Source organism: Amycolatopsis palatopharyngis (genome assembly GCF_003385185.1).
Taxonomy (GTDB): domain Bacteria; phylum Actinomycetota; class Actinomycetes; order Mycobacteriales; family Pseudonocardiaceae; genus Amycolatopsis; species Amycolatopsis palatopharyngis.
Window position 1 is genome coordinate 25,916 of the sequence record NZ_PQHZ01000013.1, and the last position, 13,600, is coordinate 39,515.

General features: G+C 63.8%; 11 protein-coding genes. 3 read left to right on the top strand and 8 right to left on the bottom strand.

Features of this window, described 5'->3' with window-relative positions:
* Nucleotides 1-304 precede the first annotated feature (304 nt).
* Complete coding sequence (locus D0C15_RS12605) at nt 305-1,930, bottom strand: amidohydrolase (RefSeq protein ID WP_116044440.1); 1,626 nt, start codon at nt 1,928-1,930, stop codon at nt 305-307.
* Nucleotides 1,931-2,069: 139 nt separating this feature from the next.
* Nucleotides 2,070-3,017, bottom strand: a complete 948-nt coding sequence (locus D0C15_RS12610; RefSeq protein ID WP_116044443.1) for an excalibur calcium-binding domain-containing protein — start codon at nt 3,015-3,017, stop codon at nt 2,070-2,072.
* Between the two features lie 491 nt (nt 3,018-3,508).
* Here D0C15_RS12610 and D0C15_RS34105 point away from each other — a divergent pair, with 491 nt between their 5' ends.
* Together D0C15_RS34105 and D0C15_RS34110 are read left to right on the top strand one after the other, a co-directional pair.
* Nucleotides 3,509-4,249, top strand: a complete 741-nt coding sequence (locus tag D0C15_RS34105) for a hypothetical protein (protein ID WP_162830051.1) — start codon at nt 3,509-3,511, stop codon at nt 4,247-4,249.
* 4 nt (nt 4,250-4,253) lie between these two features.
* On the top strand, nt 4,254-5,072 hold the full coding sequence (locus D0C15_RS34110) for a hypothetical protein (protein ID WP_162830054.1): 819 nt from the start codon (nt 4,254-4,256) through the stop codon (nt 5,070-5,072).
* 25 nt (nt 5,073-5,097) lie between these two features.
* Here D0C15_RS34110 and D0C15_RS12625 read toward each other — a convergent pair whose 3' ends face one another.
* From D0C15_RS12625 to D0C15_RS12635, 3 genes are read right to left on the bottom strand one after another with little or no spacing between them, the layout of a single operon-like run.
* Complete coding sequence (locus D0C15_RS12625; RefSeq protein WP_116044450.1) at nt 5,098-5,481, bottom strand: hypothetical protein; 384 nt, start codon at nt 5,479-5,481, stop codon at nt 5,098-5,100.
* A 40-nt stretch (nt 5,482-5,521) separates the two neighbouring features.
* Nucleotides 5,522-7,021: a serine/threonine-protein kinase gene (locus D0C15_RS12630; RefSeq protein ID WP_162830055.1), complete on the bottom strand. Its 1,500-nt coding sequence runs from the start codon at nt 7,019-7,021 to the stop codon at nt 5,522-5,524.
* Nucleotides 7,008-10,058 (bottom strand): type I restriction endonuclease subunit R, encoded by a 3,051-nt coding sequence (locus D0C15_RS12635; RefSeq protein ID WP_116044455.1) that lies wholly within the window; start codon nt 10,056-10,058, stop codon nt 7,008-7,010. The genes D0C15_RS12630 and D0C15_RS12635 overlap by 14 nt, the downstream gene beginning before the upstream one ends.
* Nucleotides 10,059-10,530: 472 nt before the next feature.
* Between D0C15_RS12635 and D0C15_RS12640 the strand changes: the two genes are divergently transcribed.
* Nucleotides 10,531-11,829, top strand: a complete 1,299-nt coding sequence (locus D0C15_RS12640; RefSeq protein WP_116044458.1) for a S1C family serine protease — start codon at nt 10,531-10,533, stop codon at nt 11,827-11,829.
* Between the two features lie 2 nt (nt 11,830-11,831).
* On the opposite strand, the gene D0C15_RS12645 is transcribed toward D0C15_RS12640, so the two are convergent.
* The 3 genes from D0C15_RS12645 to D0C15_RS12655 form a co-directional block, all read right to left on the bottom strand.
* Nucleotides 11,832-12,269, bottom strand: a complete 438-nt coding sequence (locus D0C15_RS12645) for a PIN-like domain-containing protein (RefSeq protein WP_116044460.1) — start codon at nt 12,267-12,269, stop codon at nt 11,832-11,834.
* A complete protein-coding gene (locus tag D0C15_RS12650) occupies nt 12,266-12,943 on the bottom strand; it encodes a DUF433 domain-containing protein (protein ID WP_162830057.1) in 678 nt (225 codons plus the stop codon). The genes D0C15_RS12645 and D0C15_RS12650 overlap by 4 nt, the downstream gene beginning before the upstream one ends.
* A gap of 220 nt (nt 12,944-13,163) precedes the next feature.
* Entirely contained in the window at nt 13,164-13,493 is a 330-nt protein-coding gene (locus tag D0C15_RS12655; RefSeq protein ID WP_116044464.1) for a hypothetical protein, read from the bottom strand.
* Between the last annotated feature and the right edge of the window lie 107 nt (nt 13,494-13,600).

Sequence of the window (13,600 nt, forward strand, 5' to 3'; positions counted from 1 at the left end):
TTTCCGCTGGCGCAACCACCGCGGCCGGCCCGGCCATGGATATCTTTCGCATCCACGGTCGGTCCCCATGCGGCAAGCCTGCAGGCTTGGCTGGACATATCGGCCGGTCCGCTCGCCGCCCACCCCGGCGAGGCCATGGCCACAACACCGATCCCGATAGTCCCCGCGGCGACCGCAGCCGAAAGGACGTGCATCCTCTTCACATTTCCCCCATGCCAACGATGTCCTGTTGTCAAAGCCTGGCACGTACTCCGATAACGGGGAACAGAGTTCACGACAACGGGGGAACGTCGCATCGATGCGATCAAGAAGAGTCACGGTAAACGCATTTCCCACCCACCCAGGTCGACCGCACAGCGACGTCACGTAGTTCTTCTGCGCCGATCTTCGTCACGTCCTTGTCCAGCACGGCGAAATCCGCGAGCTGCCCCGGTGTCAACCTGCCCTTCACCGCGGCCTCGCCGGTGGCGTGTGCGGATCCGTGGGTGTAGACGCCAAGTGCCTCGGCAACCGAAAGCCGCTGGCCCGCACCGAACACTCCGCCGCCACGCGACCGCCTGGTGACCATGCTCTGGACCGCGAGTAGCGGATCGATCGGCACGAGCGGGAAGTCGGACGACCCGGCGACGGCCAGTCCAGCAGCCAGCATCGACCGGTGAGCGCATGCGCGCGCTGCCCGCTCTGTGCCGTAAAACGCTTCGATCGCCTCGCCGTGGAAATGGATGAAGGCGCCGAACGGCACCGGCGTGACGCCGGCCGCGATGATCCGCTGGATGATCCGGTCGTCCACGATGCTGCAGTGCTCGATGCGGTGATTGATGGGTTTTTCCGGTTTGGGCAGCGATTCCACAGCGTCGAGCACCTTGCTGATGGCGAGATCACCGTTGGCGTGCACGGCGACCCTGGCACCGGCTGCGTGCACACGGCGGACGGTTGTCGCAAAGTCCTCATCGGACACGATCTGCAGTCCGTTGTCCCGGCCGGTGGCGCTGGCGTAGGGCTGCTGACACAGGCAGGTGCCGCCGGACAGGGCTCCGTCGAGCATCAGCTTGACTCCGGCCAGGCGCAGGCGATCCTCCGGGGCCGCCGACGGTGTCCAGGAGGCCTCGTCGAAGTAGCTGTGCCACAACAGCATTGCCACTCGGGGTGTGAGCCTGCCTCGGCTGAGCGCGGCGGAGTACATGTCCTGTTCGGTGGGCGTCACGATCGCGTCGCAGTAGGACGTGATGCCGACGGCATGTAGTTCGGCGTTCACCTCGGCCAGCGCGGCGACCTGCGCGGACTCCTCCCCGACCGGGACGATCGAGTCCCGGCCAGAGCCGGGCAACCAAGGATCCAGCCAGGCGCGTTCGATCAGCCAGCCGTTGAGCTCACCGTCCACATTGGTCATCAGCTGCCCGCCATACGGGGCATCCTCGGGTGTGCGGTAACCCAGTATCTCCAGTGCGCGACTGTTCGCCACGGCCTTGTGGAAGGTGTAGTGCACCACGACGACGGGATGCTCGCGGCTCACCGAGTCCAGGAAGGCACGGTCGACGGCACCCATCCCGGGACGCCGCTCGTCGAACGCCTGCGCGACGACCCACTCGCCAGCTGGTACGGCGGAGGCCCTGGCTCGCAACCCTTCCCGTAGGTCTTCCGGCGTTTGCGTGGCGGTGAGATCCACCCGGATCCGGGCCAGGGCGGCCTGGGAAGGATGGCAATGGGCATCGTTGAACCCCGGAACCACGAGCGCACCATCGAGGTCGATCAACTCGCCGCCGGGAAACCTGTCGAGCAGCTCGGCGCGCGAGCCGCTGGCGACGATCCGCTCGCCCCGCGTCGCGAACGCCTCGGGCTCAGTGCCGTCCAGCGCGAGGATCCGGCGTCCGCCGAAGACCCGCACCCGTTCGTCGGTTGGCAGACGAGTGTCTTCGCGCAGCTGGTTCATTCCCAGTCCTTCCAGTCTGCCCACAGCATCCTGGAGATCAACGGTCGCCGCCAGCGGTCAGAACGAACCGCCGACCCAAAACGCCAAGCGCCAGCACCTCCGTTGAAGTGCTGGCGCTTGACAGGTCGTTACGAGACGGTCAGTTGCGGCGCAGGCGCGGAAGGAGCACAGCGGCGATACCAACCGCGATCAGCAGCCCACCCAACGGAACCATCGAGCCGACACCGGATACACCGGTGGAAGCCAGGTTTCCGGTGTTGCTGGCGATGGCTACCTGGTCGATCTCGCACGGTTCGCCGTCGTTGTCGGCGTCCAGGTTGTGCGGGTCGGTCCTGTCCTGAGCCAGCAGGGAACGGGCCTGCTGGGTGGTCAGGTCGTCACAGTCCTTGTCCTGGAACCCCGGGGCTCCGCCGCCGGCGGCTGAGGTCGTCGTCGAGGTGGACGGTGTGGCAGGGGTGGTGGTCGTCGGGTTCGTGGTCTCCGACGGCGGCGGCGTGGTCGTCGCGTCAACCGGGTCGGCGACGCATTCCAGGTCCTTGTCCAGGGTGCCCTCGAGGCCACCGTCGGTCAGGCACTCGTCACCCGGCTGCGGGTCGGGCACGCACTCGCCGTCGTCGCCGACCGTGCCAGGCTTCCCGTCGGCCTCGCATGCGTCACCGGGATTCGGCAAGCAGTCGGTGCTCACGATGACCTGATCGAATGCGCTGGGGCGCAGACCGTTCTCGTCCTTGTAGTTGTCCTGCTCGGCACCTTCGGTGACGTAGACGTCCACGATGGCCTGGCGATCTTTGCCCTCGTCCTCGGCGAACTTCATGGTCCTGGAGTGGTCGCCATCGAGGTCACCATCCGCACGGTTGTCGACGGCGAGCTTGCTACCCGCGCCGTTCGTCGGAGTCACCGTCGACGAGTACACGGCGCCGAAGTAGTACTTGGTGGTGTTGATCAACGTCACCACCGCCGTACCGCACTCGTGCCCCGGTTCAGCCATGACAACGACGTCGCCCGGCACTGGTTTGGCGGATGCGCTGGGCGTGCTCAGCAACATCAACGCCAGCGCTGCGAACAACGCGAACAACGTCTTCTTCATCTGGACCTCGTCTGTCGGGGGTGCGTAGCCGTACCCCGAACAGCGCTACGGGAAGACTTTCCGTTGACACGGCCGGGAGAACTTCCTCGACCGTGGCCGATTTGAGACCTGCCTGTGGCTGCACCACAGGACGACGTGGCGCCAAGGTCACCCACAGCAATCAGCTTCCACTTCCCCTCCTCGCTGCCAGAGGTGGCAAGACGAAGCGATACGCGTTTCTCGTTGGATCAGAACCAACACGATCGGGTCACTGAGAGCGCATGTGTGTGCTTTAATCGTGACCGCTGACCGGGAGGGTCAGCGCTGGACCGAACTCGGGGGAGCATCGTGGTGGACCACGCGACAGAGACAGAAGTAGGCGCGGCGACCTCATTCATGAACCTGGACCCGCACCACCTGCGCCAGGTCCTCCGCCGACTGACGACTCAGCAACACCCGATGCAGTGACCGCACATGGTCAGGCGGTTGCAGCGCAAAATGCGCACACTGGATTGGTAACGGCCTTCAATTCCGCCAGGGACGCTACGGAGGCCGTCAGGCGCACGCAGAAGTTTATCGATGACACCATTAACAACGTAGCCAACGACATCAAGACTAAGTGGTTTCTGACCATTGGAGACCTGGCTAACGGTGCCGTCGAGACACTCCGATCAATACACTCAGCAACACTCCTGGCTGAATCAACTCGCCTCGCCGATGACGCCGCTAGGTACATGACACAAGCGACCTCCGCGTCCGGCGCTCAACCCAGTACCGTCTACCGCGATGTGGACACGGCGCGAACGATGAGCCAGTCAGCAGATGACCTTGCCAGGGAGTCCGCCGACGCCAAGGCAGGTGCTGGACGAGTGGCTATCAGGGCTGGTGGCGCGTTAGCAGCCGCGGGAATTGTCTACGACATTGCCGTCGCCGACAAACCTGTTGGTCAAGCAGTCGTGTCAGGTGCGGGTGGGTTCGCAGCGTCAGTAGTTGCCGGCGCCGGAACAGGCGCGCTCGTTGGCTCGTTCGTTCCAGTGCCAGGGGTGGGTACTGCGGTCGGTGCCGTGGTGGGCGCAGGAGTAGGCATCTTCACCTCCGGAGCCATAGACTCCATCTATGAGAACGGGATCGGGGCGGTCGGTGACGCCTTCGCAGCAGGCGGCGAAGCCATAGTGAACACAGGAGAAGCCATCGGCGGTGCGGCCGAAGCTGTCGGCGGTGCGGTTGGGGACGCGTGGAATGCCATCTTCTAGTCTAGTGCCGTGGCCATCGGAATGGGCGAACACCAAGAAAATGAAATGGTACTTCGGCCTAGCCTGGATTGGCTTCCTGGCATTAGTTTCGTTTGTGGGCGCCGCAGTTATGGCAACCGGTGAATCTCCTGGGTCCGCCAAGTACTTACTGATCTTTGGCCTGCTCTTCGTTACCATCATGGTGGTCGGCTTTGACAGCAGAGTTCGATTGCGAAAGGGTGGCGGAGGGAAGATCAGCGCGGCTACTGACTCACAAGGACGGCCCGCCACAAATGTTCCATACTCAAGGATCGCTTTCGCCGGCTCAAGTCTACTAATGGCTTTGCTGGTGGCGATCTTCGCCGCTGCGACATACGACTTCGCCTCCAGTGTGGGTACGGGCGAATCAAAAGCTCCACTTGGTGCAGCGGTGGTCTTCGGCGCGATTGGACTGTTCTTCGCCACCTATTTCGTCCAGATCGCTAGAAAGAGGATCGCTCGCGGACATCTGTTGCTCACACCCCACGGCCTGGAACACCGAAGCTGGGGCTACGAGTCACAACTGCCATGGAACAGCGTGATGCACGTGTCCGCGCTCAACGGTGATGGCCCGGAAGTCTGGATCCGAGGTTCGGATAATCACTTCGCGCGACGCCGTACAGCCAAACTCTGGGGCGGCAAGCCTCCGCGCGCCGCTGGACTTGCCCTGCAGGGCAAGTCTCTCGGAGTTGACCCTGCCCTAGTTTATTACATGATCAGCTACTACCTGGCCCAACCCAGCGCCCGAGCGGAACTTGGCACGGAAGCCGCCATCCGACGTGCCCAAGCAGGATCCTACTTTTAGAAGCGCTTCCATCGGGGTCAATCAACTAACTCGCGTCGCTGGCGAAGACAAGTTCCGGTACTACATCACCAAATATTCGCACCTCTCCCCAGTCGCCACCAACGAGCCAATGATCTTGCTCTAGTTTGAGATAGTCGATGTTTCCTAGATCCTCATCGCCTGCTGCGTCCGTGAAACGCTGTTCACAGCGCCGTACCCAGTCGATACGAGACGCACCGGCGAACACCAGCCAGCCGTCTGCGTAGCAGTACTGCTCGCCATGCTTGGGCTCTCTATACATGGGATGATTTTTCGCAAGCACTGCATCCACCTTGAACTTGACCGTGTCCGACTCCTCCGCGATCTCGATGACAAAACTGTCCTCGAGATAGACCCCAGTCAAAGTCCCGATCTCTGGGTAATCTTTCATGGGCCCTCATCCTGTTACGGGGTTTCCGGATGCCGTAAACCTAACCGCCAAGCCTATGGATAATCTCAGCGACTTCAGCTGTTTCTGGGTGGCCTGGGCCCAGGTCACCCATGAGTTCTCGCAGGTCCGCCAGTGCCTTCCTGGTCTGCCCGGACGACACTCGAAGCAGCGCGGTGTGCCTACGTAGCTCGACCACTTCGGGGGCGACCTGGCCAAGTCGTCGCCACTGGATATCGAGGACCGGATTGAGTTGGGCCAGCGCCTCCTGCGACTGGCCCAGCGCGTCGCGGCAGATAGCAGCCTGCACCTGCCAGGCCAGCACGTCCGGGTCCTCCGGCCCGCGCTCCGGCGCGACGTCGTCGATCAGGCGCTCGTACTGAGGTAAAGCTCGGGCGTAGTCGCCGCCCAGCAGCAGTGTGTTCGCCAGTTGTAGCCGCACGCCTCGTGACTGCGGCTGCGGCAACTCCAGGTCTGCGCGGACGAGGATGCCGGTGAGCACTTCGGCTGCCTGGGTGAAGCGACCTGCCTCCGCCAGGTCCGCGGCTTCATCTCGCATTTGGCCCACATCTCCCGCAGGGATGGGGGCCGGACTTGGATCGCTCCGCCTGCGGGGTGCAGGCGCATACGGCTGGCGGTAAGGCCTGGTTGGATCCGGTGCGGAACCGGGAGCTGCGGGCTCATCCGTGTCACCTCGCACCGGAAGGAACGGGCGTAGTCGCGCGTAAACTTCCGCGGCGTCCGCTGGGCGGTCCGCAGGCTCTTTAGCCAGTAGGTCAAGTACGAGGGCTTCCAACTCCTCCGGCGCGTCCGCGCGCTGGGAACGTAACGGTGGCGGAGGCTCGTCCACGTGTTGCCGCATGGCCGCGAAGGACCCTTCCGCGGTGAACGGCCGAACCCCGGCCAGCAGTTCGTGCAGGATGCAGCCCAACGAGTACAGGTCACTGCGCGTACTGGCCTTCCCTCCGACTACCTGTTCAGGAGACATGTACGCCGGACTACCGACCATCTCCCCGGTCGTGGTCAGGCGGGTGATGTCGGCATCCAGCAACGCGGCGACACCGAAGTCGAGCACGACCACGGTTCCATCCGGCCGGATCATCACGTTGCGTGGTTTGAGGTCCCGGTGCACAAGTGACATGTCGTGCGCCGCGGCCAGCACTGAGGTGACCTGTGCGGCGACGGCAACGGCCGAGCCGATCGACACGGGAGCCCGCTCTACGAGGTAGTCGGCGAGGTCGATTCCCGGAACCAGCTGCATAACCAGATATAGCCGGTCCTGATCGGAGCCAGCGTCGAACACCGCCGGCACTCCGGGATGTTCCACTCGTGCGGTGAGACGCGATTCCCGCAGGAAGCGTTTGACCAGCGCCGGCCGATCCCCTGTTTCGGGAAGAGCCTGCGGGCGCAGCAGTTTCACCGCGACCGCACGATCGAGGCGCTTGTCGTAGGCCGACCAGACCTCGCCCATGCCGCCTCGCCCGATCGGCGCGGTCAGCTCGTACCGGCCGGACAGAGTCACATGCGCCTCAGGCGACGTCACGGCGCAGCGACTCGTATGCGTACCGACGGGCGATGCTCTTCAGTTCGGAATTGAAGTCGGCGTCGTCGGCGAACTTGCGCACGGCCTTGGTGTCGTTCTCGATCCGCTCATAGAGCTTATCCTCAAAGACTTCGTCGAACACGTGGCCGAAGTTCTCCTCGTCATTGGCGAAAGCCGCCGCACGTACTTGTGGTTCGGCCATCGCTGCTTCCGCAGACCCGCGCACGATGTCATGCTCCCCCAGGTCGCTGCCGAAACGCTCGTTCAGGTTGGCGATCAGCTCGGCCAGAGACGTTCGTGGGGGCTCGTTCTGGGCGCCCGCTCCGTCCGCGGAGAACCCCGGCAGCATCTGCTCACCTTCGGGCGTGAGGCTGAGGTCGTGATCACCTGTCTTGCCGATTCGCAGGTGCGTCAGGTCAACCTGTCCCAGGTCGATGCCGGGGTCTTGCCGCCTGGCCAGTCGAGGGATGAGCATCTTGCCGTAGACGTAGAGCCGTTCCAGTGTGCGATCCGTGAAGCCGACGACCTGGGCCAGAAAGCCATACTTGCGGACGTAGTCGCGCAACGTGGCACGGAAATCCTCCGCTCGCTCCGGGTCCTCTTCCAGAAGCTTCGCGAATCGGTCGCACGCCGGATCGGTGAAGCGGTACAACTCGGCGTGCGCACGCTCCCACTTCGTGCGGTCCCCGAGGTGCTGCTGGGCGCGTTCGTACTGGTCGGCGAAGGCCTCCATCTCCGACTCCACCAGCAGTTGGTGGTCCATTACGGCGCGCTGCGCGTCGTAGATGAGGTTCGGGTCGGTGGAGGTGGTGATCGTGCCCTCGAAGAACGGTTTGAACGCTTCCTGGATGTCTTCGCCGTCATTGGCGAAGTCGAGCACGAATAGGTCATCCTGGCCCTTGCGCGGGTGGGTTCGGTTCAGCCGGGACAGGGTCTGCACCGCGGCCACACCTTTGAGCGACTTGTCGACGTACATCGTCGTGAGCAACGGCTGGTCGAAGCCCGTCTGGTATTTGTCCGCCACCACCAGAATCCGGTACTCCGGCTTGGGATTCGCCTCGGCATTCGGGTCATCGGCTTTTGTGTAGGCGAAGGCCTTGGGTAGGGCGTTTTCAGTGATGCCGTTCAGCTTCGCTTCGGTGACGGCGTCGGAGTCCAGGTTGTCGACCTTCAGTTCGCCCGAGAAGGCGACCAGTGTTCCGCAGTCCTGGTACCCGCGCATCTCTACGTACGACTGGATCTTGCGGTACAGCTTCACCGCGTGCTCTCGCGACCGGGTGACGACCATGGCCTTTGCTCGGCCATCGAGCCGGCCACGAGTGTGCTTCTTGAAGTGCTCAACAATCAGTTCCGCCCGCTGCTGCAGACTCGCGGGACTCAGTTCTGCAAAGCGGGCCAGAGCCGCACTCGCCTTACGCTCGTCGACCTCGCGGTCGTCGTCCCCGCCCGTGAGCCGCCAGTACGTCTTGTAAGTGACGTAGTTGCTCAGCACGTCGAGGATGAACCCCTCATCGATCGCCTGGCGCATTGAGTAGATGTGGAACGGGCGCACGGTGTCGCCTTCACGCTGGCCGAACAGCTCCAGAGTCTTGGGCTTGGGCGTGGCGGTGAAGGCGAAGTACGAGAGCGTCTCGTGCTTCCCGCGCGCCAGCGCCGCGGCCGTGAGCGGGTCGGCGTCGTCGTCGATGTCGTCGCTGCCCAGCTTGGTCAGCACCCGCTTCAACGCTGCCGCGGACTCTCCCGACTGTGAGGAATGCGCCTCGTCGACGATGATCGCGAACCGCTTGCCGCGGAGGCCGTCGACCTTCTCGAGCACGAACGGGAAGGTCTGCAGCGTGACGATGAGAATTTTTGTGGTTTCACCGGCTAGTGCCGCGCTGACCTGTTCGGACTTCGACCCCTCCGACTTGTCGCTGATCTTGGTAACCACGCCGGCGCGGTGCTCGAACTGGTAGATGGTGTCCTGCAACTGCCGGTCCAGCACGGACCGGTCGGTGATCACTATGACCTTGTCGAAGACCTGGTCGTTGTCGATGGAATGCAGGTTGGACAGCCGGTGAGCGAGCCAGGCGATGGTGTTGGACTTGCCGGAGCCCGCCGAGTGCTGCACGAGGTAGTTGTGCCCAGAACCGTGGCCCACCGCATGATCGACGAGTCTGCGGACGGCGTGCCACTGGTGGTACCGAGGGAAGATCAAATTCCTCGCGTGCGGTCCGAGCTTGCGACCGCCCCGTTGCTGCTCCCCTTCCTCCAGGTGCACGAAGCGGCGGATGATGTCCAGCCACGCCTCGGGCTGCCACACCTCGTCCCAGAGGTAGGAGGTGCGGTAGCGACCGGGGGCCGCGGGTGGGTTACCAGCCCCGCCGTCCGCACCGGGACCCTCCGAACCGGTGTTGAAGGGCAGGAAGCGAGTCTTGTCGCCGGCGAGCCGGGTGGTGAGGAAGACCAGTTCAGGGTCCACGGCAAAGTGCGCGAGGGTGCGCTTGGCAAACAGCAACTCGCGCGGGTCCCGGGAGCGCCGATACTGGTCCTTCGCATGTTCCACGGTCTGACCGGTGAGCGGATTCTTCAACTCGGCCGTGGCTACCGGGACGCCGTTGACGAACAGCGCCAGGTCCAGTTCCTTGCCGCGGTCGCGCTCCGAGTAGGCGAGTTGTCGAGTGACGGACAAGCGGTTCTGTTCGTAGCGGACGAGCGCGTCGTCGGCGAGCGTGTGCGCTGGCCGGAAGTAGGCGAGCCTGATGAGGTGGCCCCGGTCGGGCACGCCGTGCCGGAGCACGTCAACCGCACCGCGTTTGTCGATCTCCCTGGCCACGTGCCGGGCGAACTGCCGCTGTGCCTCATCGGCATCGACGCCGTAGGAGACACGCAGCTGCTCCCAGACCTCGTTCTGGGTAGCGCCGATGAAGGTGAACATCTGGTCGGTGTCCAGGCCGAGTTCCCGGACGTACCCCTCCTGCTGCCCACGCTGCCAACCTGAGCCGATCAGCGCGGCTTCGATGGCATCCTCGAAGGCCCGCTCGTGGTGGGCGGTCATAGGGTGTTCCTTCCAATCGGGACCATCACTCCTGGTCAGCGCACACTCCGCAGGCTACGTACGCAGGTGCCGACCTACCTGCTGTCGTGTTCTGCCGAACCGCTGTTAACGACGGTGTTCGGACCGTTGTGAACCGGGGGTCGACACAGCGGCAGCCTCAGGAACTGGGTGTGCGGAACCACCGGATGGAGGGAGGGGCAGTCGCACGGTTCTCCGCCAGTCGGGTGATGTAGTTCCACAGCCGCTCCAGCTGATTGTCTGTCCACGAGGTTTTCCGCGCGGCGACCATGAATACCCCTCTTGGCTGTCATGACCTCAATAGCTATACCAGTCCGCGCGATCACCGCGCACCCGTCAACCCCCGAACAGCCGAATCAGTGGGTTACAAAATAGGGCGCTTCATTGGCGATTGTTCACCGTAGCGTTTTGCGCGTCCCGTTCGACTAGTAAGTACGCGACGGGAAGGATTCTGATGTGGTGCCCACGTTGCGGCCGGCCAACGTCGGAGAACATCGGTTACTGCTTGGGTTGCCGCTTGCCCACCACCCCGCCAAGGCGGCGGTCTTGGGCCGCTTGGCTGGCAGGTCTCGTATGTGTGCTCGTGGCAGGCACCGTCGGCGTGTATCTACTCGTACCGGACAGCGCTTCGCCATGGTCTGTCGATGAGTGGACGAGGTACGAGGCGGTCTCCCCGGACGTCTCCACCATCGATTCAATCGAAGCCTGGCCGAAACCTGCTCCGGCCGATGAGAAGCCGGACTTCCCAGCACTGTTCTCCGAACTCTCGACCGGTGTGGTTCCGGTGTATGCCGTCACCTGCGACGGCACCGGGTCCGGAACTGGGTTCCTCGTCGCCCCGACAACTGTGGTCACTGCCGCGCATGTGATCGAGGGAGCCGCCGCGGTCGCAGTTCAGGTGGACGGCATCCCGTTTGCGGCACGGGTCACCGGCCTGGACACGGCGGCTGACCTGGCAGTAATTGAGCTCGGCCGGAACGCATCTGGAAGAGTGTTGACGTTCGCCGAATCCGATCCGGGCATCGAGCAAAACCTGGCCGCGCTCGGTTATCCACTGAATGAGCCACTTCGGATGACCGAGGGCACCGTGTTGAAACGTGACCATTCCGAATCGGTCGACGGAAAAGTGCTGAACAACCTGATCGAAACCGATATCGTGACCCAACCCGGCAACTCCGGCGGCCCACTCATCGACGCCCGAGGGCAAGTCGCGGGCGTTGTCATCGCCGGGCCGGAAGCGCCGGTCGGTCCGACGCTGGCCGTTCAAGTAACGGAGGTCAAGCACAGACTGGCCAACATGCCGTCGCCGCGACCGGTGTCGTGTGACAGTCCCCCACTGGGACCGCCCGGTGAGGACCCCGTCCTTCTACCGGACGCCGCCGACACGCGGACCACCGAGATCGCTTACACCCTCGCGCAGTATTTCGGCGGAATCAACAACGGAGACTATGCGAGCGCGTACGACCAGCTCTCGCCGACTTTGCAGGGCAAGGTGAGCTACGCTGAGTTCTCCCAGGGAGTCTCCACCAGCTACGACTACGACTTCCAGATCCTCGACGCCGACCTGGGCTCGGACCACGCTCAGGTGTGGCTGACCTTCACCAGCCTGCAGGACCCTGCCCTTGGCCCGGACGGTGCTTCATGCACGCTGTGGTCGCTGGACTACGAGTTTCGGCGCATCTACGACGGCCGTTTCCTGATCGAGCAGGTGACGGGCCACGAGAACAACTCGGGATATCGAACCTGCAACTGAGTTCAGCGGACACCCCACGTTCCCGGTGCACAGTTCAGTTTTAAGCGTTCGATCCCGTGTTGCGCTATTCGATAAACCCATGGGCCGGACACCGACGTGAGTTCGATGATGCGCGGCAAATGATGTTCAAAGCGTTCAATCATCGTCCGCATCGGGATGTTGTTGTTGCCAAAGACGACGTAGCGCGCTCCAGCCAGGCAGATAGCTCGTCGTTCAAGCGGGTTTCGCAGAATATTTCGGTCGGCGCCGACGAGGATTCGATTGTCGGCACTGGCCTCGGCGATCCACGTTGTATCTGGAACAGATTCCGCGGGTTTGGTCCCGTACCGATCATTGATCGTCTCGACGTCGCTGACGAGTTCGCGGACGGCGTCAACAAAGCGCCTGCCCTGGGTGCTGCGGTCCAGAAACAGCCGCAGCGGCGCCTCACTACCGCTCACGGCGCCAGCAGGCCCTCTCGCTGGGCGACTTCGGTGACCTGATCGACCGGCAGGTCGAAGTCGCCCGACACATCCTCGATCGCCTCCCCCGCCTTCAGCAGGCCCTGCACCACATACAAGGGGGTGCCGTTTTGCGTGAAGTATGCGCGGCCGAAGTTCGTCTCGGGGTCGGCCACGATGTCAGCCACCTCGTACTTCGGCAAGTGCACCCGGCGGGCGTAGGTGTCGTCGTACTCGATCCGTTGCAGGTACCGCTCGATCACCCGGCTGAACACGTACTGCCCGTCGCGGAGCACGATGAGTTCGCGAGCGCCATGCCGGGTGTCGTCATCGACGGACTCTTCCCTGCTGACCTCCCACAGCAACTGTGCCCCGGCCATGTACAGACGCTTTGAGGCAAGTGCGTGCTCAACACCGATCTTCGTGCGAACTTCCTCGAGCGCCGGCCGGATCTGCTGTAGGGGCATGCCCGCCCGCCGGAGGGCCGACAGGAACATGCCTTCCGCGAGGCCTACGAAGGGAATCGAAGGCCCTCCCCGCACCTCGGGCTCCACGCCGGTAATCATTGCCTCCCCAGTTACCGGCGGGCGGTCGACAAACTCGCGCCGGTAACCCTTGACCCAAGCACCGAAGGTGGTCGTAGGCACGTCGAGATACCGGGCCGCCTCCGCCATCGTGTACAGCGGAACGGTGAACCGGACGTCGTCAGCCGTCGCTACCACCACGTCTCGATCTTAAGGGAACACCCGGCCCGGCAGGATCAAGCTCTGTTCGGCGGGAGTGGCGATTTGCTCCCACCAGGGGCCCGGCCCCGGTGAGCGGGGTTGGCCGGATGGTCACAGGCTGCTGAACACCTGGAGATGGGGCCGCGGCTGGGCGTTGTGGGCCGCTCAATCACCTCGGCGAGCGTGGCAGCCACAGTCCGCTCGATCGCGCCAGGCTCGGCGCGCCGGACTCGCCGTGCTGTGGCAGCCCGAGCAACCTGTCGACGATTTCAGCGACGGTGCCTCCAGCTGACCAGAGCGCGCATGGCCCGGGACGTTCCAGGTCGTCCAGCCGGTAGCGGGCCGCAACGCAATCGGTGGTGTCCCGCACGAGCAGCACCTCGATCGTGCCCGCTCGCATACGTGCGCCGGACAGCCCCTCGGCTAACTGCTGGAACTGGAAACCTGCGGCTACAGCGTGTCGGAGAGCGACGAGATGCGGCGCGAAGTCGTCACTCATGCCAACTCGTCCAGGTCCGGCTCGTTGGCTGCGAGGATTGCTTTCTCCTTCAACGCTGCTCGTACCGGGCCCACTTCCAGGCCGCGCAACTCGCACCAGGATCCGTC